Raw genomic sequence first — 2,786 nt, forward strand, 5'->3', positions numbered from 1 at the left:
AATACCGGTTTAATCGTCTGCCAGCTCTTACAACTAGGACAATTCCAGTGCAGCTGCCCACCGTTAAATCCACACTGAGAACAGCGGTATTTCTCTTTCTTATCACTCTCACGGGATATAATTCTAATCAATTGGCGAGCCAACTTCGGGTGAATGTCATCAGACATGCCCTCCATACTAAATAAATAGTTTAATGCTCGAAGACTTGGCAAACTGGAAAGCTGGTCAAGCAGGAATTCAAATGCTTCATCCTTACGCCCCTGAGCTTCCATTGAAGCAACGACTGCCAACATCACTGGCATCTGCCCTGTATCTTCGTAAAGGTTTTTAAGATACGCCTGATGCTGATCAAAAGATTCTGTCTTGACGGTGCACTCTAACAAAAGAGGCAAAGCTAAAATGATGTCTTCAGGAGCTATTTCTGCAACTTGCTTTAAGAAACGAATAGCTTCTCCATACCTCTCATCCTGTTGAGCAAGCGCAGCCTGTCCAAGCAAAGCCCTGACACACAATTTATTAACTCCCAAAGCCTGCTTAAATAAATTGATTGCTTCCCTTTGCTGGTTACTTTTTAGCTTTTCCTCAGCAAGCTCACAATAGTACTGAGACAGTCGAATCTTTATTTCGGGATGACGCCTTAAATCAATCTCTTTAGCAATGACCAATGCGCCTGACCAGTCTTTTTCACGCTCACAGATATCAAGTAATAAAACCTGACTACGATAGGAGTATCTTTTAGATTGTGTTAATTGTAACAATAAAGACTCTGCTCTATCGAAAAGGCCTGCAGCTTTATAGTCTTTTGCTAGCTCAAATATCACAGCATCACTGGCTTCATTTGAGATTTCTGGGTGAGCCATTAGATTCTGGTGAATTAGTATAGCTTTCTCTACCTCACCTTGTTTTCTAAAGTGCGTACCGATAGAGATGTGTGTTTGAAGAGTTTCTTCGGATACTTCCAGGGAGTTAATCAATCGATCTATAGCATCATCGGAATAACTATCAAAAAGCAGCTGGAGTCGGTGCTTTTCACCGACCTTTGTTTGGCTAGGTTCGCTAGTAGGAGACCTTTTCTGCTTAGCGCTATATCCGAACAACCAGCCTAAAGAAAGCGCTAAAAACAGAAAAACCCAGAGCTGCGCAGTTTCCATTTACTAGCCTTTTGAGGTCGCTCTTCTAAGTCTCGACAGTTTAGTTTCTGTTGTCTGGAGACGCTTATCTTTAATTTTTTTCGAACCAAAAAGGAAAATCTGAGTCGGTACAGAAAATAAGAAACCAAGAATGAGGCCAACAACCAAGCTGCCTAACACCCAAAACCCCACACTAAGAGAGGTGAACTCGACAAATAATAGATCCACAGCTACAAGCGCATCATTTCGTAAAACAAAAACAACACAAGCGAGTAGAATAACTACAAAAAGAAGAAATGAAAGAGCGAATAAAATACGTGCCATTAATAAAACCTGACTCAAATATTGAAACGTGCCTAGATCTTTACCATGTTAACACGCTGACTATATTAGAGGCGAATTTGATTAATAGCCTTCTTTTAGACTCTCATTTACACGATCTCTAAGCTCTTTACCTGGCTTAAAGTGAGGCACATGCTTTGCCTGAAGACTAACAGACTCACCTGTTTTCGGATTTCTACCCATCCTTGGTGCTCGATAGTGTAGAGAAAAACTACCAAACCCACGAATCTCAATACGCTGCCCTGACGACAAGGTATCAGACATAAGATCAATAAGTGTTTTTATCGCCAGCTCAACATCTTTGACTGACAACTGCGTTTGCTTCGCAGCAATAATTTCAACTAATTCGGACTTTGTCATTAACTGTTCGATCCCTAAAAGACTCAACAATAACGTTGCTTTTTTTCAGTGTAGACAAAGAAACCAAAAAAACAAAAAAAACGGGCCTATAGCCCGTTTTTTTTGATTATATTACAACCAGTTAGTTGTATTGATGAAAGCGCATTACTTGTTTTGCATTTGCTCTTTAATCAAATCACCGATTGTAGTTGGTCCAGCAGACTCAACTTGCTTCTCACGAACTTCTTTCATCGCCTGCTTTTCGTCATCGATATCTTTAGACTTAACAGACAAATTAATTACGCGATTCTTACGATCAATATTGATGATCTTAGCTTCTACTTCATCGCCTTCTTTAAGCTGAGTAGTTAGATCTTCAACACGATCCTGACTCATTTCAGAAGCTTTCAAAGTCGCTTCAACATCTTCGCCAAGTTCTACAATAGCTGCTTTCGCATCTACTGACTTAACAGTACCTGTAACGATAGTACCTTTATCGTTAACCTGCACGTATTCAGCAAATGGGTCGCGCTCAAGCTGCTTGATACCTAAAGAGATACGCTCACGCTCTGGATCAACAGAAAGAATCACAGTTTCAATCTCGTCGCCTTTCTTGTACTTACGAACAGCTTCTTCGCCAGTTTCGTGCCAAGAAATATCAGACAAGTGAACTAGACCGTCAATGCCGCCATCCAAACCAATGAAGATGCCGAAGTCAGTGATAGATTTGATCTTACCGCTAACTTTATCTTCTTTGTTGAACTTGCTTGAGAACTCTTCCCAAGGATTAGCGTGACACTGCTTAATACCTAGAGAAATACGACGACGCTCTTCATCGATATCAAGAACCATTACTTCAACTTCATCACCTAACTGAACAACCTTAGATGGGTGAATGTTCTTGTTAGTCCAATCCATTTCAGAAACGTGAACAAGACCTTCAACGCCTTCTTCAATTTCTGCGAAACAACCGTA

Annotated in this window: 4 protein-coding genes; all 4 read right to left on the reverse strand. The window is 40.7% G+C overall.

The window, feature by feature from the left end:
* The coding region (locus A3757_RS12645; RefSeq protein ID WP_068739732.1) for a tetratricopeptide repeat protein at positions 1-1,151 on the reverse strand (1,151 nt) is incomplete at its 3' end.
* A 3-nt stretch (positions 1,152-1,154) separates the two neighbouring features.
* Positions 1,155-1,454, reverse strand: coding sequence for a LapA family protein (locus tag A3757_RS12650; RefSeq protein ID WP_068553343.1), 300 nt, complete (start codon positions 1,452-1,454; stop codon positions 1,155-1,157).
* Positions 1,455-1,535: 81 nt separating this feature from the next.
* Positions 1,536-1,832, reverse strand: coding sequence for an integration host factor subunit beta (locus A3757_RS12655; protein WP_068509308.1), 297 nt, complete (start codon positions 1,830-1,832; stop codon positions 1,536-1,538).
* Between the two features lie 144 nt (positions 1,833-1,976).
* Positions 1,977-2,786, reverse strand: an 810-nt coding sequence (locus tag A3757_RS12660) for a S1 RNA-binding domain-containing protein (protein ID WP_156506306.1), incomplete at its 5' end; no start/stop codon positions are given.

This window comes from Oleiphilus sp. HI0117 (assembly GCF_001635235.1).

Excerpts from the sequence above, each read along its gene's own strand:
- A3757_RS12650 (WP_068553343.1), bottom strand. The coding sequence starts at position 1,454 with ATGGCACGTATTTTATTCGCTCTTTCATTTCTTCTTTTTGTAGTTATT.
- A3757_RS12655 (WP_068509308.1), bottom strand. The coding sequence starts at position 1,832 with ATGACAAAGTCCGAATTAGTTGAAATTATTGCTGCGAAGCAAACGCAG.